General features: G+C 41.3%; 20 protein-coding genes. All 20 read left to right on the plus strand.

Annotation, left to right across the window (positions count from 1 at the left end):
- Positions 1–190 precede the first annotated feature (190 nt).
- The 20 genes from ACFVSH_RS07920 to mfd all read left to right on the plus strand — a co-directional run bounded on the left by ACFVSH_RS07920 (position 191) and on the right by mfd (position 20,587).
- Positions 191–1,345 (plus strand): ubiquitin-like domain-containing protein, encoded by a 1,155-nt coding sequence (locus ACFVSH_RS07920; RefSeq protein ID WP_387705486.1) that lies wholly within the window; start codon positions 191–193, stop codon positions 1,343–1,345.
- Between the two features lie 250 nt (positions 1,346–1,595).
- Entirely contained in the window at positions 1,596–2,159 is a 564-nt protein-coding gene (rnmV, locus tag ACFVSH_RS07925; protein ID WP_387705488.1) for a ribonuclease M5, read from the plus strand.
- A complete protein-coding gene (rsmA, locus tag ACFVSH_RS07930) occupies positions 2,152–3,030 on the plus strand; it encodes a 16S rRNA (adenine(1518)-N(6)/adenine(1519)-N(6))-dimethyltransferase RsmA (protein ID WP_387604916.1) in 879 nt (292 codons plus the stop codon). The genes rnmV and rsmA overlap by 8 nt, the downstream gene beginning before the upstream one ends.
- Before the next feature lie 201 nt (positions 3,031–3,231).
- The gene (yabG, locus tag ACFVSH_RS07935) at positions 3,232–4,110 is read left to right on the plus strand and encodes a sporulation peptidase YabG (RefSeq protein WP_387604915.1); all 879 of its coding nucleotides are present in this window, start codon (positions 3,232–3,234) and stop codon (positions 4,108–4,110) included.
- A 313-nt stretch (positions 4,111–4,423) separates the two neighbouring features.
- A complete protein-coding gene (gene veg, locus ACFVSH_RS07940) occupies positions 4,424–4,675 on the plus strand; it encodes a biofilm formation stimulator Veg (RefSeq protein ID WP_034316343.1) in 252 nt (83 codons plus the stop codon).
- A 149-nt stretch (positions 4,676–4,824) separates the two neighbouring features.
- The gene (locus tag ACFVSH_RS07945; RefSeq protein WP_034316340.1) at positions 4,825–5,001 is read left to right on the plus strand and encodes a small, acid-soluble spore protein, alpha/beta type; all 177 of its coding nucleotides are present in this window, start codon (positions 4,825–4,827) and stop codon (positions 4,999–5,001) included.
- Positions 5,002–5,320: 319 nt separating this feature from the next.
- Positions 5,321–6,190: a 4-(cytidine 5'-diphospho)-2-C-methyl-D-erythritol kinase gene (ispE, locus tag ACFVSH_RS07950; protein ID WP_098372657.1), complete on the plus strand. Its 870-nt coding sequence runs from the start codon at positions 5,321–5,323 to the stop codon at positions 6,188–6,190.
- A gap of 62 nt (positions 6,191–6,252) precedes the next feature.
- A complete protein-coding gene (gene purR / locus ACFVSH_RS07955) occupies positions 6,253–7,077 on the plus strand; it encodes a pur operon repressor (RefSeq protein ID WP_101225907.1) in 825 nt (274 codons plus the stop codon).
- 13 nt (positions 7,078–7,090) lie between these two features.
- Positions 7,091–7,465 carry a RidA family protein gene (locus ACFVSH_RS07960; RefSeq protein ID WP_053537019.1) on the plus strand — a complete coding sequence of 125 codons (375 nt, stop codon included), beginning with the start codon at positions 7,091–7,093 and terminating at the stop codon, positions 7,463–7,465.
- 189 nt (positions 7,466–7,654) lie between these two features.
- Positions 7,655–7,951 carry a septation regulator SpoVG gene (gene spoVG, locus ACFVSH_RS07965; RefSeq protein ID WP_034316332.1) on the plus strand — a complete coding sequence of 99 codons (297 nt, stop codon included), beginning with the start codon at positions 7,655–7,657 and terminating at the stop codon, positions 7,949–7,951.
- A gap of 641 nt (positions 7,952–8,592) precedes the next feature.
- Positions 8,593–9,966 carry a bifunctional UDP-N-acetylglucosamine diphosphorylase/glucosamine-1-phosphate N-acetyltransferase GlmU gene (glmU, locus tag ACFVSH_RS07970; protein ID WP_260288335.1) on the plus strand — a complete coding sequence of 458 codons (1,374 nt, stop codon included), beginning with the start codon at positions 8,593–8,595 and terminating at the stop codon, positions 9,964–9,966.
- 15 nt (positions 9,967–9,981) lie between these two features.
- A complete protein-coding gene (locus ACFVSH_RS07975) occupies positions 9,982–10,935 on the plus strand; it encodes a ribose-phosphate diphosphokinase (protein ID WP_057276495.1) in 954 nt (317 codons plus the stop codon).
- Positions 10,936–11,295: 360 nt separating this feature from the next.
- Complete coding sequence (locus ACFVSH_RS07980; RefSeq protein WP_387705490.1) at positions 11,296–12,228, plus strand: sulfonate ABC transporter substrate-binding protein; 933 nt, start codon at positions 11,296–11,298, stop codon at positions 12,226–12,228.
- Between the two features lie 13 nt (positions 12,229–12,241).
- Positions 12,242–13,417 carry an FMNH2-dependent alkanesulfonate monooxygenase gene (gene ssuD, locus ACFVSH_RS07985; protein WP_387705492.1) on the plus strand — a complete coding sequence of 392 codons (1,176 nt, stop codon included), beginning with the start codon at positions 12,242–12,244 and terminating at the stop codon, positions 13,415–13,417.
- Positions 13,383–14,165 carry an aliphatic sulfonate ABC transporter permease SsuC gene (ssuC, locus tag ACFVSH_RS07990; RefSeq protein WP_387604923.1) on the plus strand — a complete coding sequence of 261 codons (783 nt, stop codon included), beginning with the start codon at positions 13,383–13,385 and terminating at the stop codon, positions 14,163–14,165. Before ssuD ends, ssuC begins: the two co-directional genes overlap by 35 nt.
- A 13-nt stretch (positions 14,166–14,178) precedes the next feature.
- Positions 14,179–14,931: an ATP-binding cassette domain-containing protein gene (locus ACFVSH_RS07995; RefSeq protein ID WP_387604912.1), complete on the plus strand. Its 753-nt coding sequence runs from the start codon at positions 14,179–14,181 to the stop codon at positions 14,929–14,931.
- 161 nt (positions 14,932–15,092) lie between these two features.
- Complete coding sequence (locus ACFVSH_RS08000; protein WP_387705494.1) at positions 15,093–15,731, plus strand: 50S ribosomal protein L25/general stress protein Ctc; 639 nt, start codon at positions 15,093–15,095, stop codon at positions 15,729–15,731.
- Positions 15,732–15,992: 261 nt separating this feature from the next.
- Positions 15,993–16,553, plus strand: a complete 561-nt coding sequence (gene pth / locus ACFVSH_RS08005) for an aminoacyl-tRNA hydrolase (RefSeq protein WP_387604910.1) — start codon at positions 15,993–15,995, stop codon at positions 16,551–16,553.
- A 105-nt stretch (positions 16,554–16,658) separates the two neighbouring features.
- Positions 16,659–16,889: an anti-sigma-F factor Fin gene (fin, locus tag ACFVSH_RS08010; protein ID WP_063574553.1), complete on the plus strand. Its 231-nt coding sequence runs from the start codon at positions 16,659–16,661 to the stop codon at positions 16,887–16,889.
- 161 nt (positions 16,890–17,050) lie between these two features.
- Entirely contained in the window at positions 17,051–20,587 is a 3,537-nt protein-coding gene (gene mfd, locus ACFVSH_RS08015; protein WP_387705496.1) for a transcription-repair coupling factor, read from the plus strand.
- Positions 20,588–20,615: the final 28 nt, after the last annotated feature.

The raw sequence follows: 20,615 nt of genomic DNA on the forward strand, positions 1-20,615 counted from the left end.
TTATGTCGAGAAGTCGCCCTTTCCTTTTCAAGGTGAAATATGCATAATAGGTAGTAATTTCCTAAATGAGAAGTGAATGGGTTGACAGCTTGATAACTAAGTCTATATAATCACCGGGAGGAAGGAGGAGTTTTTCATCCTATTAAAAACTATGAAAAACCTTATTCCCAGACCATTTGGGAAGAAGAGAATGGCAATTGCCATCTTCAGTGCTATTCTTGTTTCTACAGCATTGGGAATACTGATATATCAAGGAACAAAGGATACAGTTACAATCATGCTAGACGGAAAAAAAGAGGTAGTGCGTACACACGCGGCTACTGTAAATGATATGTTGGAAGATTTAGAGATTACCGTTAAAGCCGCAGACTACGTCCATCCATCTAGAACCACCAAGGTAGATGATGATTTAGAGGTGGTTTGGAAGCCTGCACAAAAAATCGTCATGGTACAGGATGGTAAGACGAAGGATGTTTGGTCCACCGCCGATACGGTAGACGAACTTTTAAAAGACCAAAATCTTAGTGTGAAGGAACAGGATAAGATCACCCCTTCGAAAAATACGAAGCTGAAAGCGAATATGGAAGTTGCCATAGACAAAGCCTTTTCACTGAAATTAGTGGTAGGTGGAGACGAAAAGCAGGTATGGTCAACTTCGGCTACTGTCGCTGACTTTTTAAAGCAACAAGGAGTAAAACTCAATGATTTGGATCGTGTTGAGCCAGAATTAACCGAAAAAGTTGAAGCTGGGAATACGGTAAACGTAGTTCGAATTGAAAAAGTCACCGATGTAGTGGAAGAACCAGTTGACTTTGCTGTCATAACTAAAAAAGATGACTCTTTATCAAAAGGGAAAGAGAAAATTGTCACAGAAGGAAAAGACGGACTCATTTCCAAAGAATATGAAGTTATTAAAGAAAATGGCAAAGAGGTTAAAAGAGAATTACTTTCAGAAAAAGTGGTTAATAAAAAGCAGGATAAAGTTGTAACGGTCGGAACTCGAACGACGGTTGCCCAAGCATCACGCGGAGTAACTAACGTTAGTTCTTCAAGTGGAAAAGAAATATATGTATCATCAACAGCTTATACTGCCAGTTGTAAGGGCTGTTCCGGTGTCACGTCCACAGGCGTGGATCTAAAGAGCAATCCGGGTGCGAAAATCATCGCTGTCGATCCAAACGTAATTCCTATGGGCTCGAAAGTATATGTGGATGGCTATGGCTATGCAGTAGCTGCTGACAAAGGCGGAGCCATAAAGGGAAATAGGATTGACGTCTTCTTTTCCTCGAAGAATGATGCTTATCGCTGGGGTGTAAAGAGGGTAAAGATTCGTGTATTGGACTAATAAGGTTTCTCTCGCAGGAGATGAATTCGTCTCCTGTTTTTTGCGTTTTATTTTCCATTTGTTGAAAAACCCTATGTAAAACTGTTTTAATAAGATAGACGTTTCATTATTCCATAAGATTTCAATATGTGCGTGTGAACTTCATAAATGATCTTGACTGGATTCTCTATCCAAAAAATTTTACGGGGGACCGGCTACGTTTATCCAAGAGCTAATCAAAGCGCTTGCGCTTTTCTGTATGGAGGAAACCATGAAAAAGATTAAAGAAATTATTGTTGTAGAAGGAAAAGACGATACGGTAGCGATAAAAAGGGCTGTTAATGCTGATACAATAGAAACCAACGGTTCCGCGGTGAATGAGTCTTGTATTGAGCAGGTGAGGCTTGCACAAAGGACACGTGGAGCCATCATTTTCACAGACCCTGATTTTCCTGGTCAAAAAATCAGGAATATAATTTCAGAACAAGTAAAAGGCTGTAAACACGCCTTTTTAACGAAGAAGGAAGCCCTTCCTAAGTCAGGTAGAGGAATTGGTGTGGAACATGCTTCTCCTGAGGCAATTCGTAATGCTTTAAAGGAAGCCCAATTAATGGATGAAGAGGCTTCAGAAGAGATTTCACAGCAAGATTTAATAGATGCCGGTTTAATCGGGGGATTCGGTGCCAAGGAACGAAGGGAAAAACTTGGCTCTATTTTAAAAATCGGGTTTACCAATGGTAAACAGTTATATAAGAGACTAAAAATGTTCCAAATATCAACTGAGGCTTTTGAGAAAGCGATGGTACAGATAATTCAGGAGGAAAAAAATGAATAAGGATATTGCAACCCCTGTCAGAACGAAAGAAATATTAAAGAAATATGGATTCTCCTTTAAAAAGAGCTTAGGCCAGAACTTTTTAATTGATACGAATATCTTGAAACGTATTGTCGAACATGCCAATTTGACGGAGGAAAGCGGCGCCATTGAAATTGGGCCGGGAATCGGGGCATTGACGGAACAACTAGCGAAAAGCAGCAAAAAGGTTGCGGCCTTTGAAATTGACCAGCGTCTGCTGCCCATCTTATCGGATACACTGTCTCCCTATAACAATGTAAACATCATTCACGGAGATGTTCTTAAAGCTGATGTCAAGAAGGTCATCGGCGAGGAATTTTCTGGATTTTCGGACCTGATGGTCGTTGCGAATCTTCCATATTATGTAACGACTCCCATCATTTTAAAGCTATTGTCCGAAGACCTGCCCATTAGGGGCATCGTGTGCATGCTGCAAAAGGAAGTGGCCGATCGAATTGCCGCAAAACCTGGGACAAAGGAATACGGTTCTTTATCCATTGCCATTCAATATTATACTGAAGCCGAAACAGTGATGATAGTACCCAAAACGGTATTCATGCCTCAGCCTAATGTTGATTCTGCTGTAATCCGCCTTACAAAGCGCGTGAAGCCGATCGTCGAGGTCCTGGATGAGGATTTCTTATTCACGGTGACCCGGGCGAGCTTTGCCCAGCGCAGGAAAACGATTTTAAATAACTTAACCAGTCAGCTGCCAGATGGTAAATCGAAAAAAGAACATATACTGGCCGCTCTCGAAGCTGCGGAAGTGGATCCTTCCAGACGGGGGGAAACGCTGAGCATCAAAGAATTTGGCCGCTTAAGTGATGCATTATTGCCGAATTTCAAATAAAGGAAATGTGAAAGATTCAAGTCGGAATGGGGTCAATCCCCGCTTCCGGCTTTTTTTATTATGAAATTGGCCAACCATGAGGGAGCGTATCCGAAAATGTAATCAATCCCCGCCTTTCACCATTCAAGAATGGTTCGCATAACTTAAGAATGAAAATAAACTAGGGCGGGCTGAAAATAAGTCTTCTCATGGGGTGAGGCCATGAATATTCAAATAAACGATATTGTTGGTCGGGTTTCTTATAAATGCGACGTGTTGTTCCGGGTAATCGATATCCGTGATATTGACGGAAGGCGTCAAGCTGTTCTTTATGGGGAAGATATCCGATTGATTGCAGATGCACCTTTTCAAGATTTAATGCTCATTAATGATAATGAAAGAAATGATCGACAAAGGTCGAATGAGGTACTTCAAGAACAATCTTACCGCTTATTAACGCAAGATCTAGAGCTGCAACAACAAAAAAATGGCTATCAATCAAGTAATGGTTATCGGTACGGCGGTGAATACTTTCAGATACCAGGGCGGGTCCTCCATGTTGATGGGGATGCCTCTTACTTAAGGAAATGCATGGATCTATATCAGAAATTCAGTATTCCGGTCAATGGCATCTATTGCAATGAAAAGGAAATGCCCCATAGAATCGGGGGGCTGTTGGATCATTATCGACCGGACATTCTTGTTGTCACCGGCCATGATGCCTATTCAAAATCAAAAGGGCCGATATCCGATATTAATGCCTACCGTCACTCAAAGGATTTTGTGCAGACGGTTAGAGAAGCGCGAAGGCGAGTTTCTCATTTAGACCAACTGATTATATTTGCCGGGGCTTGTCAGTCACATTTTGAATCGCTGATCCAAGCGGGGGCAAATTTTGCAAGTTCTCCTTCCCGTGTTAATATACATGCTCTTGATCCGGTATATATCGTCGGAAAGGTAAGCTTTACGCCTTTTTCCGATCATATTCATGTATGGGATGTCCTTCGGAATACATTAACTGGAGAAAAGGGGTTGGGGGGAATTGAGACAAAAGGGGTGTTACGGACCGGGTTGCCCTTCAAGCCATTTCAGGAAGAATGAACGAGCTGCATTTTGAAAGAATGCAGCTTGCTTTTGGTGGGTAAGAATTCGGATATCGTTACAGAAAAACCGGTTTTTGGTTAAGTGATGTTAGTAGGTAATGATTTAATTACGAAAATTCGGCTTAATAGATAATGGAATAGTTCGTTTACATAATTTTTCATTTCCCAGGATATAATAAAATTGTTCGCGATTTTGCCGAATTTCAGATAAAAATATATTGACTACATTTTTAAGTGCTGATATAATTTATTATTTTGTTTGCGTATATTTGTAAATTGTGATATACTTAACTTAGTGAGGTGGACCGAAAATGCCAAAAACTCTAGCTGATATTAAAACTGCACTTGATTCAAACCTAGGTAAAAGATTGCTCTTAAAAGCAAACGGTGGAAGAAGAAAGACTGTAGAACGATTCGGAACTTTGGCGGAAACTTATCCGGCTGTTTTTGTAATTGAGCTCGACCAAGATGAAAATGCGTTTGAAAGAGTATCTTACAGCTATGCGGATGTTTTAACGGAAACCGTGGAACTAACATTTTTAAACAAACAACAAGAGATGTAACTTAGACGAGGCAGTGAACAACTTTGTTTGCTGCCTTTTGTTTTGTATAGAATACCTGTGAACACCAATAAAGGCTTAAAAAGGATGTAATGAAATAGCGTATGATGCAAACACTAGGCATGTGACGGCATGGAAAGGGGTTGCTTCGCTTGAGCAGGAAAAAAGGGATTATGTCAAATGATCTTAAAGAGGAATTGGCTAAAGAACTTGGATTTTACGATGTTGTCCAGAAAGAAGGCTGGGGAGGAATCCGGGCCAGGGACGCAGGGAACATGGTAAAGCTTGCTATCGAAAAAGCACAACGTCAATTAGTGAACAAAGAGTAGATCAAACACTTAATTGCATCATGTCGTCATGTTGAAGAAGCCGGACTCTTTATACAATGTATAGCTCCATTCATTTTTGCTTACATTGTAGTTAAGGAGTCTGGTTTTTTATGTATCGGTGAATGCTATATGGATATGTAGCAAGTCTTTTGGGATGCAGGAAGCAGCTGCTCCCCAATGTGCCTACATGTGTCTATTCTCCTCTAAGGGTGATCTTAGCTTCTTTACATTGAAATTACGATGAAAAAACCTTTAGAATATAAACAAATATGATAGAATAGGACAAGAACTTTTAAGAACGTTAAAGTAGGTGGACATATTGAAGCTTATGGAGAAAGCCCCGGCTAAAATTAATTTGGCTTTGGATGTGCTTTTCAAACGGCCTGATGGATATCATGAGGTGGAAATGATCATGACGACAGTCGACCTTGCCGATAGAATTGAACTTAAGGAAATAAAGGGAAATCATATTCAAATTCTATCCCATAATCGATTTGTTCCGGATGATCATCGGAATTTAGCTTATCAAGCTGCATTTATTCTAAAGGAACGTTTTGGAATCAAAAAAGGTGTTTCCATAACTATAGAGAAAAATATACCTGTGGCTGCAGGACTTGCTGGTGGAAGCAGTGATGCCGCAGCTACCTTGAGAGGCTTGAATAGACTGTGGAAACTTGGTCTTTCCATGGATGAACTTGCGGAAATAGGAGCTGAAATTGGCTCTGATGTTTCATTTTGCGTATATGGAGGAACGGCATTGGCCAGGGGGCGCGGGGAAAAAATCACGCATCTTCCCGCACCGCCAAAATGCTGGGTCATCTTGGCCAAACCGACGATCGGCGTATCGACGGCAGATATATACAAAAGGCTCCAGACGTCAAAAATGGAGCATCCGGATGTACCTGGAATGATTTCGGCTATTATGGAAAACAATTATCACGATGTATGTGAAGGGTTGGGTAATGTTCTGGAACAAGTGACATTGCAGTTATACCCAGAGGTTGCGAACATTAAAGATCAAATGAAGACATTTGGAGCGGATTCGGTCTTGATGAGCGGAAGTGGTCCGACCGTTTTTGGTTTGGTGGAACATGATTCGCGCATGCAAAGAATTTATAATGGACTTCGTGGATTTTGTGACCAAGTCTATGCAGTCCGTTTACTGGGTGATCGAAACAATCTTGAATAGAAACGTACATTAGTGGTATAGTTGCTATATAATATTCGGGAATTAACAAAGGGGGTGTCTCAATGAAATTTCGTCGCAGCGAGAGGCTAGTCGATATGACCAATTATTTATTAGAACATCCAGGGGAACTTGTTTCGCTGACTTATTTTGCTGAAAGATATAGTTCGGCAAAATCCTCGATCAGTGAAGATTTGACAATCATCAAAGATACCTTTGAACAACGGGGGATAGGATCTTTAACAACCGTTCCAGGTGCGGCCGGTGGGGTGAAATATATTGTTTCCATCAAGGAAGAAGAAGCCAATGCCTTCATTGACGGATTATGCGATACGATCGCTAGTCCCGAAAGGTTACTTCCTGGCGGTTATCTATATATGACAGACATTTTAGGGCATCCGCAAACCGTGAATAAGGTTGGAAGGATAATCGCTTCAATGTATGCCAAGAAAAATGTCTCAGTCATCATGACAATGGCAACCAAAGGGATATCATTAGCATACGCCGTGGCAAATTATTTGAATGTTCCAGTTGTCATTGTAAGAAGGAATAATAAAGTAACGGAAGGTTCTACAGTGAGCATCAATTATGTTTCAGGCTCTTCAAAGCGGATTCAGACTATGGTACTCTCTAAGAGAAGCTTGGTTGAAGGTTCGAATGTATTAATTGTAGACGATTTCATGAAGGCTGGGGGTACCATTAACGGTATGGTCAGTCTATTGGATGAATTTAAGGCAACAGTTGCCGGAATAGCAGTGCTGGTCGAATCCGAACATACTGAGGAGTGCCTTGTCGAGGACTATGTTTCATTAATCAAGTTGACGCAGGTGGTCGAAAGAGACAAGAAAATCAATGTAAGCCGTGGGAATTATTTTACGAAAAAGGAATAGGGGGAATCATTTAATGAAAACGATACATACTGATGAAGCACCGGCAGCGATCGGACCATATTCACAAGGCGTGATCGTGGATAAGTTATTTTTCAGTTCAGGACAGATCCCACTTACTGCTTCTGGTGAGATGGTGACTGGGGATGTAAAGGAACAGACACACCAGGTCTTTAAGAATCTCCAAGCTGTATTGAAAGAAGCTGGGGCTTCATTGGAAACTGTCATTAAGGCAACAGTATTCATTAAAAGTATGGATGATTTCGGTTCGATTAATGAAATTTACGGAGAATATTTTTCTGCTCACAAACCTGCTCGTTCTTGTGTAGAGGTTGCTCGCCTTCCTAAAGATGCACTAGTGGAAATAGAAGTGGTAGCGCTCGTTAAATAAACGGGCGTTTTTTTATTTTTTAGGAAATTCGTAATGGGTATCATCCTGTAATATCAGGGTGATTTTTATTGTTTTTGAAAACTAGGCTGAATTTTCTAAAAAAATTACAGATAATAGAAGGAGTTCACGTTTTTTTGTTGAATATGTACTTTAAGTTTTAACAACAACAAAAAGGGATGGTGAGCTTAAATGGAAGTAACTGACGTAAGATTACGCCGTGTGAATACGGATGGTCGTATGAGAGCTATCGCATCAATTACACTGGATAATGAATTTGTGGTTCATGATATTCGTGTGATCGACGGAAACAATGGTTTATTTGTAGCAATGCCAAGTAAACGAACTCCAGATGGAGAATTCCGGGATATCGCTCATCCAATCAATTCCTCTACACGCGGGAAAATTCAAGAAGCTGTCTTGACAGAATATCATCGATTGGGAGAACTTGAAACTGAATTAGAGGAAGCTGGAGCAGGTGCTTCTTAAAATAACCTTACTTTTAAACTTTAAATTTATAATTCGTGCATCTAGAGCCTACTTCATAAGTAGTGCTCTTTTTTATTTATTCATAAACGGATAAGTTTAGAACCTATTCGCTCATCGCACAGACAATTGCTTTAATTATCAAAATTGTAAAATAAAGGTGATATCTTCAAAGTTTAAGTACCCGCCCTTTTTATTTTTTAAACCTTTTTGTTCATCCTGAAATTGAAATTCCCGTAAGCGGGATTTGAGGATATCACTTACTCCATACGTCTTATGAACTGAAGATGAATTGAAACGGTAATCGGTTTTGGAATGGAAGTTAACAAAGGGTGCAGTACTTTCACATGGCTTGTACATAGGTCTAGCGCGATCATGGCAGTGTTTTGGGACAATGGGGCTTGCTGGTGTTATAGAGGGGAGGAGACATGGTTCCTGTATTACGACGTTAATGAAAATGACATCGACCATGATTTAAAATAATGTTAAAAGATCCATTAATAACTCTAACAAGGCTGTCTGAAATTGAACTTTTTTTACCTGATTGGTTGACAATTATATGTACTTTTAATTGTTACCTTGAAAAGAATCACTATTTGAGATAATATTTTTAGTGGATAAAAAGGTGAAAATGGAGGCCTGTTATGAGTAATCGCTATGCAATAATATTGGCCGCTGGGCAAGGTACTAGGATGAAATCTAAGCTTTATAAGGTTTTGCACCCTGTTTGCGGGAAACCAATGGTACAACATGTTATCGATCAAGTCAATCAACTTCAAATAGAAGATATTGTTACAGTCATCGGCCATGGAGCTGAAAAAGTACAAGAACAACTTGGTGATTCATGCAAGTATGCCTTACAAGAACAGCAATTAGGTACGGCACATGCTGTAATGCAAGCGGAAAGCGCTTTATCCGTAAAAAGTGGAACAACCCTTGTTATTTGCGGTGATACGCCTCTGATTAAAGCGGAAACGATGAAAGAGCTTATAGCATTGCATGAGCAAAGTCAGGCGAAAGCAACAATCTTAACAGCATATGCAGATAATCCTGCTGGTTATGGAAGGGTCCTTCGCGGTGAAGGCGGTCTTGTAGAAAAAATCGTCGAGCATAAGGATGCCACTGATGAAGAAAGATATGTTAAGGAAATAAATACCGGTACATATTGCTTCGACAACCAAGCATTATTTAGCGCGCTGAAAAAAGTTTCAAATGAAAACGTCCAGGGAGAATATTATTTACCGGATGTTATTGAAATCTTAAAAGAGGAAGGCGAAGTGGTGACGGCCTTCCAATCCAGTGATTTCGAGGAGACATTGGGTGTAAATGACCGAGTTGCTTTATCGCAGGCGGAGCAAATTTTACGGAAACGAATCAATGAAACGCATATGAGGAATGGTGTAACGATCATCGATCCGCTAACTACGTACATTGAAGCGGATGTGCAAATCGGGCAGGATACAGTCATTAGCCCTGGCTCATTCATTAAAGGAAAAAGTATTATCGGTCAGGATTGCTTAATTGGCCCGAATACGGAAATCAGTAATTGTGAAATTGGTGATGGAACGGAAGTCCTCCAATCGGTTGTACATGAAAGCAGTATTGGAAGTTTTGTTAAAATCGGTCCATTCGCACATGTTAGACCTCAATCAGATATTAAGGATTCCGTTAAGATCGGTAATTTTGTCGAAATTAAAAAGACCGTTTTTGGCGAAGGAAGCAAGGCCTCTCACTTGAGTTATATTGGGGATGCAGAGGTTGGGGAGAATGTTAATATAGGCTGCGGATCAATTACCGTGAATTACGACGGGAAAAATAAACATTTGACGAAGATTGAAGACAATGTCTTCATAGGCTGCAATTCTAATCTGGTTGCACCCGTGACGGTAGGAGAAGGGGCATATGTAGCTGCTGGGTCAACCATTACGCAAGATGTACCGCCGGAAGCCCTATCCGTTGCCCGTGCTCGTCAAGTTAACAAAGAAGATTATGTCAAGAATTTGAAATTTAATAAATAACCGACGGAGGTCATCATGTCAAATCAGTATTTAGATCCTAATTTAAAAGTATTCTCTTTAAATTCAAACTTCGATTTAGCTCAGGAAATTGCTGCTGCAATCGGTGTTGAACTTGGAAAGTGTAGCGTAACAAGTTTCAGTGACGGTGAAGTTCAGATCAATATTGAAGAAAGTATCCGTGGCTGTGACGTTTACGTAATCCAATCAACAAGCCAACCAGTCAATGAAAATTTAATGGAACTTTTAATTATGATCGATGCTCTTAAACGTGCTTCAGCTAAAACAATCAATATTGTCATGCCATATTACGGTTATGCCCGACAAGATCGTAAAGCGCGTGCACGTGAACCAATTACAGCTAAACTTGTCGCAAATCTTCTAGAAACGGCTGGTGCCCACCGTGTTATCACATTAGATCTTCACGCACCACAAATTCAAGGTTTCTTCGATATTCTGATCGATCACCTTGTTGCTGTTCCGATTTTAGCTGATTTCTTCAAGGAAAAAGATTTAAGTGATATCGTCATCGTTTCCCCAGATCATGGTGGTGTAACACGTGCCCGTAAAATGGCCGATCGCCTAAAAGCACCGATTGCCATTATCGATAAGCGCCGTCCAAGACCGAACGTGGCTGAAGTCATGAACATCATTGGTAATATTGAAGGGAAGACAGCAATACTGATTGACGACATCATCGATACTGCCGGGACTATTACACTAGCGGCCAATGCCCTTGTAGAGAATGGTGCTAAAGCAGTGTATGCTTGTTGTACACACCCAGTCCTTTCAGGCCCTGCCATCGAAAGGATTCAAAATTCAACGATTAAGGAATTGGTCGTGACTAACTCGATTGCCCTATCTGAAGATAAGAAAATCGATAAAATTACTGGACTTTCTGTAGCACCTTTGATTGCAGAGGCAATTATTCGTGTGCATGAGGAACAATCAGTCAGCACATTATTCGATTGATAAAAAAATTAACCAAACACGGCGGGCCCTAGGGCTCGCCGTATTTTGGTTTGAAATTTTCAAAAAATATTAAATCCATAGTTGACAGATATGAATACTGATAATAAAATAGCTATACAAATTCAATTCATATTCATGGAATGAAAACCTGTACTAAAGCAAGTGCATATTGGTTAACGCCGATCGGACTACCGAAGGCTCCTTTTCACTTACCATTGAACATTAGGCATCTTATTGCCCTATTGTCCTATTGGTGAAGAAAAGGAGCCTTTTATTTTTAAATAAATTGTTTAAGAAGGGTGTGCAGAATATGAAAAAAAAAAACGAAAGATATGGCTGCTGTCCATCTTCAGCATCTTCATGCTGATAGTAAGTGCATGCGGGCAGGAAAAGAACAGTTCCACTAGTGCTGATGCAAAAGAATCGAATAAGACCATCCGAATCGGTTATCAAAAATTTGGGACATTAAATATTTTAAAATCAAAAGGGGAGCTGGAAACACATTTAAAGGAAGTGGGTTATACAGTCGATTGGACTGAATTCCCTGCAGGACCTCAACTGCTTGAAGCTTTGAATGTCGGCAGCATTGATTTTGGGCACACAGGGGAGGCACCGCCGATATTTGCACAAGCGGCCAATGCTCCGCTTGTCTATATTGCCAATCAGCCGTCTAACCCATCAGGAGAGGCTATAGTTGTACAAAAGGATTCACCCATTAAAAATGTGAAAGATTTAAAAGGTAAGAAGGTTGGCTTGAATAAAGGTTCCAATGTTCATTACCTATTGGTCAAAGCGTTAGAGGAAGCAGGTCTTACTCTTGATGACATTAAGCCCGTCTACTTGCCACCGGCTGATGCGAGGGCTGCTTTTGAAGGGAACCAAATCGATGCCTGGGTAATATGGGATCCATTTTTATCAGCAGCGGAATTGGAACTTGAAACGAAAACGATTCAGGATGGAGAAGGACTGGTGTCGAATCGTGAATTCTTTTTGGCAACTGATTCATTTGCCGGGAACGAAGAGGCCTTGAAGATTATCAAAGAAGAACTGAGAAAAGTTGATAAATGGATTGAAGAAAACCCAAGGGACGTCGCTGAGTTTTTATCTCCGGAAATTGGATTGAGTGTGGAGGCATTGGAAAAAACATTAAATAGAAAAGAATATGGACTTGAGGAGATTTCCAATGGGGTTTTGGATGATCAACAAAAGATTGCCGATACGTTTTACAATCTTAAATTAATTCCAAGCAAGATTAATGTTCTGGATGCATCTGCAGATGTTAAAAAAAATTAAGGGGGAAATGAAAATGAAAGTATTTTGGTTTTTACCATCGCATGGGGAAAGTCGCTATTTAGGATCGACTAAGGGAGGAAGGGCAATCACGCTTCCTTATTTAAAACAAATAGCGCAGGCGGTTGATCATTTGGGTTTTGAAGGGGCTTTGCTTCCGACGGGACGGTCTTGTGAGGATGCATGGGTAGTGGGCTCTTCATTGATTTCCGCAACGGAAAGAATGAAATTTCTAGTTGCGGTCCGACCAGGTTTAATGTCGCCAACCTTGGCTGCCAGGATGGCTTCGAGCTTCGACCGGCTGTCGAATGGACGTCTCTTGATCAATGTGGTAACTGGAGGGGACCCGGTCGAACTGGCAGGTGATGGCGTATTTCTGAATCATAAGGAACGATATGGGCAAACAGATGAATTTCTTGGCATCTGGAGAAAGGAGATGTCCGGGGACAAAGTGGACTTTGAAGGGGAGCACCTAAAGATTGAAGGCGGGGATATTCTGTTGCCACCTGTACAAAAACCGTACCCACCGCTCTATTTCGGAGGTTCATCCGACCCGGCCATCGATATATCAGGAAAGCATATTGATGTGTACTTAACTTGGGGTGAGCCGCCGGTGCAAGTGGTTGAAAAAATTGAAAAGGTACGTAAAAAGGCGGCGGAATATGGACGTGAGGTCAGGTTTGGCATACGGATGCATGTCATTGTAAGGGAAACGGAAGAAGAAGCTTGGCAGGCAGCGGATGAACTCATAAAATATGTGGATGATGAAATGATTGAAAATTCACAAAAGATCTTTGGAAGGTTTGATTCAGTGGGCCAAAAGCGCATGTCGCAACTCCATAACGGAAACAGGGATTCGCTTGTAATCAGCCCTAACCTTTGGGCAGGTGTAGGCCTAGTCCGTGGAGGCGCTGGTACGGCACTAGTAGGGAGTGCAGAAAGTGTTGCTGCCAGAATGAAGGAATATGAAGAAATCGGAATAGAATCTTTTGTTTTATCTGGATACCCTCATCTTGAAGAAGCGTACAGAGTTGCGGAATTATTATTCCCTTTACTCCCTGTTGAACAGTTGGAAAGTCCCATTTCTAAAGCTACGAGCCCATTCGGGGAAATACTGGCCAATGACCACTACCCTACAAAAGGAAGTGAAAATGAAGATGCAGAAAAAAAAATTAAGCAAAAAGTTCAATAGGTTTCACCTCATATCTTGGCTTGTGCCCATTCTCCTTTTGATAACTTGGCAGCTGCTGTCTTTGAGGGGGATATTGTCGGATCGGATATTGCCTGCCCCGACTGAAGTGTTTCAAGCGGGTGTCGCTTTATTGGGGACAGGTGAACTTATAGATTATATCGGCATCAGTGCCCAGCGTGCCTTCATCGGCTTTTTAATAGGCGGGATCATTGGTTTTGTACTAGGTTTATTAAATGGATTATCATCCATTGCTGAAACCTTATTCGATACCTCGCTTCAGATGTTGCGTAACATTCCGCATTTAGCTTTAATACCGCTGGTGATTCTATGGTTTGGTATAGAAGAAGAAGCGAAAATCTTCCTTGTCGCTTTAGGGGTTCTTTTTCCTATCTATCTAAATACATTTCATGGAGTGAAATCGGTGGATAAGGGATTGATCGAAGCAGCGAGGGTTTATGGGTTAAGCGGTTTTTCTTTATTCTGGAATGTTATTCTCCCTGCCGCCTTTCCATCCATTTTGGTGGGTATCCGCTTCTCTCTTGGAATCATGTGGGTCACATTAATTGTCGCAGAAACAATATCCGCTAATTCCGGAATAGGATATATGGCTATGAATGCCCGGGAATTCATGAGGATGGATATTGTTGTTCTTAGTATTCTCTTATATGCCTTATTGGGAAAAATATCGGACGTTGCGGCCAAAATGATCGAAAAAAGATGCTTGAAGTGGCATCCATCATACCAATGAGGAGGTCATTAATATGAAAAATGGAAATTCGTTGGAGTTGCAGGGTGTAAGAAAGGATTTTGGGGAGTTTGAAGTATTAAAAGGGATGGACCTCACATTTAAAAAAGGGGAATTCGTAGCCATTGTCGGTAAGAGTGGATGTGGAAAGAGCACATTGCTTCGTCTTGTGGCAGGCCTGGAAAAACCGACGGGCGGGCAGATACTGGTGAATGGAAAGCCATTGAAAGGATTAAATAAATCTTCACGTACGATGTTTCAGGACGGAAGGCTTTTTCCTTGGAAAAAAATCCTTGAAAATATCGGCATAGGCTTGAAAGGGGATTGGAAGCCAAATGCTATGGAATTACTGGAGCAAGTGGGCCTAGCAGACCGGGCAAGTGATTGGCCGTCCGTTTTATCCGGCGGGCAAAAACAAAGGGTTGCATTAGCAAGGGCATTGGTGAACCAACCTGACATTCTCCTCTTGGATGAGCCGTTAGGGGCATTGGATGCTTTGACGAGAATTGGCATGCAAAGGCTGATTGAAGAATTATGGAGGAAAAGGGACTTTACTGCCTTGCTTGTTACACATGATGTTGAAGAGGCCGTAATGCTAGCCGACCGTGTCATATTAATCGAAGAGGGTAAAGTCGTCATGAATAAGGAGATCAATCTGCCGAGACCAAGGAAAAAGGATAGTATTCAATACTCATCACTAGCAGCACAAATCCTTGACAGAGTGATGCAAGTTGAGGACGGAATGGAAAAAAAGGCAATTCATGCTTGAATGAGAGAAAAAAGATTTTGCGGGAAATACCTATGTTTACCATATGTTTATCCCCTTCTTGCCTCCTTCGGATTTTACCTTTCATGTTTAACGATTCGCCATTTAGGGAAATGTTAAATATAGAGAAACTTGTAATTCATATTCAGGAAGGCGGAGGATGTATGAGTAATATATTAGCTGCAAAAGAACGTACGGATTCAAAACACTCTAATTTAAGGAATTTGAGGGAAAGTGGCGAAATCCCTGCGATAGTATATGGCAATAAAAATGACAGTACGGCCATTTCAGTCAATAGTATCGAGCTTCAAAAGACGATCAAGGAAATAGGCCGTAATGGAATCATTTCTTTGGAAATGGAAGGTTCGAGTTATAAGGTCATGCTCTCTGACTATCAAAAGGATCCAATAAAGAACTCCATTTATCATGCAGACTTTTTAATTGTAGATATGTCCGCTCAATTACAAGCGCAAGTTCGCATTAACCTTGTCGGTGTTTGTAAAGGCGTGAAAGACGGTGGGGTCCTTCAGCAGTCACTTCATGAAGTCACGGTTACGGCTAAACCTAATGACATCCCAGACTCCATCGATGTGGACGTTACTGAACTTCAGGTAGGGGATACAATCTACATATCCGATATCCAAACGAAAAAGCAAGTTACAATCGACAATGATGGAGAAGAAGTTGTTGCATCCGTTTTGGCTCCTCGTCAGGAAGAGGAAATAAGTACAGGTGAACAGCAAGATGGCGGTATCCCTGAAAATGAAGAAGGCAGGGAAACCAAGGCATCACTAGAGTCATGATGCCGGGATTAAACAAGTGAATCGTGATATAATAGGCGTAGCTCTTAACGAGTTACGTCTTTTCAATCTCTGGATGCAGCCTTTTAAACCGGACCATTTTTTTCGTAATGGATTCCTTAAATTAGGATTTTTCCTAATTAGTTCTCCTGTCGCTTGCAGGCCAGCTTGAAATTAGGGTACTATTTTTCTAAGGTCAATGATCTTGGGAAAACTTCGTCCCAGCGTAACTCCCTAAATAACCGTAATGACGGAGTGTGAATCATGAAAATTATTGTAGGGTTAGGGAACCCAGGTAAACAGTATGAAAAAACCCGGCATAACGTCGGATTTGAAGTAATAGATGAGTTATCCAAAAGATGGTCGATTCCGCTTGATCAAGCAAAACATAAGGGAGTATATGGTGCAGGGATGGTAAAGGGAGAAAAAGTTTTATTGCTTAAACCATTAACCTACATGAATTTGTCAGGCGAATCCATTTCGGCCGTCATGCATTTCTTTAAGGTGGATATCGCGGATGTGGTCATTATCTATGATGACCTTGATTTGCCTCCAGGGAAGCTCCGCCTTCGTCAAAAGGGTAGTGCAGGCGGTCATAATGGGATAAAATCATCAATTGCCCATTTGGGTACGCAAGAATTCAATCGAATCAGAATAGGCATTGGCCGCCCGATTGGCCGCATTCCGGTATCTGATTATGTATTGGGGCGTTTTTCGCCTGAAGAATGGGATCATGTCGGGGCAACGATCGAAAAAAGCGCAGCTTCTTGTGAAGCTTGGATGGAAAAGCCATTTATACAGGTCATGAACGAATATAACCAATAAGCAGAGAGTAGATATAAGTAAAGAATAATATCTTCCTGTTTCGCTGAATAAACCTCCTCTATTTTTGTACATACTAACACTATTACTAAAATAGGGGGTTACCAAATGGCTCTCCATTATCGATGCCGACATTGCGGAACTAAGCTGGGCTCAATCGAGGCACACTCACTGAGTACGGAGCAGTTAGGTTTTAATCAACTTACCGATGAAGAGCGACAAGAGATGATCGTTTATGATTCTGAAGGGGATATGCATGTAAGGGCGATATGTGAAGATTGCCATGAAACGCTGCAAAGAAACCCTGATTTATACGAAAACGATTATATTATTCATTAGCGGGAGAGGGCTTTGGACAAAATCCAAAGCATTTTTCCGTTTGTCTGGAATACCAGGGCACATAAAATTGCCGTTAATAAAGGGACGCTTGGTGAAATGGCCAAGTTCAAATAAAAAGATTACAAATGTTTTTCGCACGTTAAAGAGAGGGGGGAAAGAAAATGAATGGATTGCAGAACTTGTTCTCCAAACAAGATGATGTTCATTCGTTAATAGCCGGCATCGATGAAGGACTTAAGGAGCAGATCGTCTCTGGTCTCACAGGTTCCTCGAGATCTCTATTACTGGCTTCCGTATATGAAAAGACGAATAGGCCTATTTTATTGGTTACCCATAATTTACTGCAAGCACAAAAATTCCATGAGGACTTATCCAGTTTCATTCCCGAGGAAGAATTATATATATATCCAGCCAATGAATTGATTGCGGCTGATTTGAGTGTTGCCAGCCCGGAATTAAGGGCCCAACGTGTAGAGGCATTGAACTTTTGGGCGGAGGGAAAGAAAGGGATCGTCATTGCGCCAATTCCCGGGGTGCGTCGCGTGCTTCCTCCGAAAGATATTTGGAAGAGACATCAGCTTATCTTTACTTTAGGGGAAGACATCGAGCTTGAACCAACGCTTAGTAAATTCATTGCCATGGGTTATAACAGGTCTGAAATGGTTGCTTCTCCAGGTGAATTCAGTATCAGGGGCGGTATAATCGATATTTATCCGATCACCGAACCCAATCCAATACGAATTGAATTATTCGATACCGAAATAGATTCAATAAGGACCTTTTCAAGCGAAGATCAGCGATCCATCGAGAAACTCAAGAAAGTGACGATTGGTCCCGTCAGTGAGGCTTTGCTAGAGACGGAGCATATCGAAAGAATCATAACGAGGCTCGAGAGCGGATTAAGTAAAAGCTTGAAGAAACTTAAAGACGAGAAAACCAAGGAACAGCTGGTTCAAACGATCAGTTATGAATTTGAACAGCTGAAAATGGGGAATATACCCGACAAAATCTTTAAATACTTAAGTTTAGCGTATGAAGATCCAGCTAGTTTAATAGATTATTTACCGGTAAATGGTTTGGTTTTCTTGGATGAAATCAGTAGAATCCAGGAAATCAATGATTCTTTGGAAAAAGAAGAGGCTGGGTGGTACACGGATCTTTTAAGTCAGGGACAAATTATCCATGACATCAAATTGGCTCATCCGATGCAGGAATTAATCATGAAATCCAGCAGGCCGTTTGTATACCTTTCATTGTTTTTACGGCATGTACCGCATACGAATCCTCAGAATATCCTGAATTTTGCCAGTAAACAAATGCAAAATTTCCATGGACAGATGAATGTGTTCAAAGCTGAACTGGAACGTTGGAAAAAAGGGAAATATACAGTCGTCATACTTGGACAGGATGAAGAACGGGTAAAAAAACTGCATTCGGTTTTAGCCGATTATGATATAGAGGCCGCAGAACTGTTTAATGCGGACAGCATTCTTCCAGGTAAAGTACAGATTTTACGCGGCAGTCTAAATAGCGGCTTTGAATTACCTATGCAAAAGTTCAGTATCATTACGGAAACGGAATTGTTTAATAAGAAGTCAAAGAAATCAATACGGAGACAGAAACTATCGAATGCGGAGCGAATCAAGAGTTATTCCGAACTGAAGATCGGTGACTATGTCGTTCATGTTAACCACGGTATCGGTAAATACTTGGGAATTGAAACCCTTACGATAAATGGGGTCCATAAAGATTACCTGAATATTCGTTATCAGGCGGATGACAAATTGTATGTTCCTGTCGACCAAATTGATCTTGTCCAAAAGTATGTCGGTTCTGAAGGAAAAGAACCGAAGCTTTATAAGCTAGGCGGAACGGAATGGAAACGTGTCAAAAGTAAGGTTCAATCATCCGTTGAGAACATTGCCGATGATTTAATTAAATTATACGCCGAAAGGGAAGCCGCAAAGGGCTATGCCTTTTCACCTGATGGTGATATGCAGAGAGAATTCGAAACATCATTCGCCTATAACGAAACGGAAGATCAATTACGTTCCATAGTCGAAATCAAAAAGGATATGGAACGTGAACGGCCGATGGATCGTTTATTATGCGGCGATGTTGGATATGGGAAGACAGAGGTGGCGATCCGGGCCGCTTTTAAAGCCATAATGGATGGCAAACAGGTTGCATTTCTTGTTCCGACCACAATCCTCGCCCAGCAGCATTATGAAACATTAAGGGAGCGTTTTCAGGATTATCCCATTTCGATCGGTCATATGAGCCGTTTCCGGACTAAAAAACAGCAAACGGAGACGATTAAAGGATTGAAGGCCGGCACGGTTGATATTGTCGTTGGAACGCATAGGATTTTATCCAAAGATATCGTATACCGCGATTTGGGATTGCTTATCATTGATGAAGAACAGCGCTTTGGTGTTACACATAAGGAAAAGATCAAAAGGTTAAAAACGAATGTGGATGTACTGACTTTGACTGCGACGCCGATTCCGAGGACCCTTCATATGTCCATGTTGGGCGTGAGGGATTTATCCGTAATCGAAACACCGCCTGAGAACCGGTTCCCGATCCAAACTTATGTCATGGAGTATAATGGCTCATTGGTAACGGAAGCCATAGAACGGGAATTGGCAAGGGGGGGGCAGGTTTATTTCCTTTACAATCGGGTAGAGGATATAGCAAGAAAAGCAGAAGAAATTTCCATGCTGGTGCCCGATGCCCGTGTCACCTATGCTCATGGGCAAATGACAGAGCAAGAACTGGAAGCCGTCATGTTCAGCTTTTTAGAAGGCGAATATGATGTTTTGGTAAGTACAACCATTATAGAGACGGGTGTCGATATCCCGAATGTCAATACGCTCATAGTAAATGAAGCGGATAGAATGGGACTTTCACAGCTCTATCAGCTGCGTGGACGTGTAGGGCGATCCAACCGGGTGGCATATGCATTCTTCACTTATAGGAAAGATAAAGTGTTGACGGAAGTGGCAGAAAAACGTCTTCAATCCATTAAGGAATTTACAGAATTGGGTTCAGGGTTCAAAATCGCGATGCGTGATTTATCCATCAGGGGAGCTGGAAACATTCTAGGGGCTCAACAACATGGCTTCATCGATTCAGTTGGTTTCGATCTGTATTCACAAATGTTGAAAGAAGCTGTAGATGCGAAACGTAATGACCAACCAGCCGAAGAAAAGAACACCCTGGAAATTGACGTTGAAGTGGATGCTTATATCCCTGATGCCTACATAATGGACGGACATCAGAAAATAGAAATGTATAAAAGGTTCAGAGGGATTGCGTCGCTTGAAGAAGTGGAAGAATTACAGGATGAAATGATCGATCGTTTCGGAGAATACCCAGAAGAAGTTTCCTATTTATTCATGATTGCTGAAATGAAGGTATATGCTGAAAAGGCCGGAATTGAAAGCATTAAACAATTAAAGCAGGAAATCAGCATTCTCCTTAGGGAAAAGGTCAGCAGCGATGTGGATGGACAAAAGGTATTCGAGCTGGGATCGAAGTATGGCCGAATGGTGGGCTTCGGCATGGACGGCAATCGAATGAAACTGGTCCTGCACATAAAAGGTGTAGAACAAAGCAAATGGCTTAATATCTTATTTGAGATGGCCAAGGGTTTACAGTATGTAAAAAAAGAGACGCAAGCCACTAAAAACTAAAATTGAATGATAGTCCTCTTGAAGAATT

Source organism: Peribacillus sp. NPDC058002, from assembly GCF_042886655.1.
GTDB lineage: Bacteria > Bacillota > Bacilli > Bacillales > DSM-1321 > Peribacillus > Peribacillus aracenensis.